At 38.2% G+C, this 262-nt stretch carries 1 protein-coding gene; it reads right to left on the bottom strand.

The window, feature by feature from the left end; all coding sequences use genetic code 11:
• The coding region (locus PZC42_RS21755) for a tyrosine-type recombinase/integrase (protein WP_277214281.1) at positions 1-262 on the bottom strand (262 nt) is incomplete at both ends.

Here is a 262-nt window from a genome sequence, read left to right as displayed (position 1 = left end):
TTTTTCATTCTAGCTGGACTCTTTGATAAATAATCCAAGTCAACCGCAGTATCTAAAATTTGACGAAACGTACCGTATACCATCGAGGCAAATGTTTGAGAATAATCTGCTTGGTCCGATAGCAACCAATTTCGAAACATTAAACCATCACCTGGCATAATTCGCGATAAACGTTTATTGCCGAGATGCGTAAGAATTAAATCGAAAACCGGCTGCTTAGCTATCCAAGTACTCTCTTCAACCTTTGTTTTGTATGTTGGTT

This window comes from Isoptericola croceus (assembly GCF_029382255.1).
GTDB lineage: Bacteria > Actinomycetota > Actinomycetes > Actinomycetales > Cellulomonadaceae > Isoptericola > Isoptericola croceus.
Note: the sequence above shows the minus strand (reverse complement) of the source record. Positions and strands in the feature narration are given on the sequence as shown.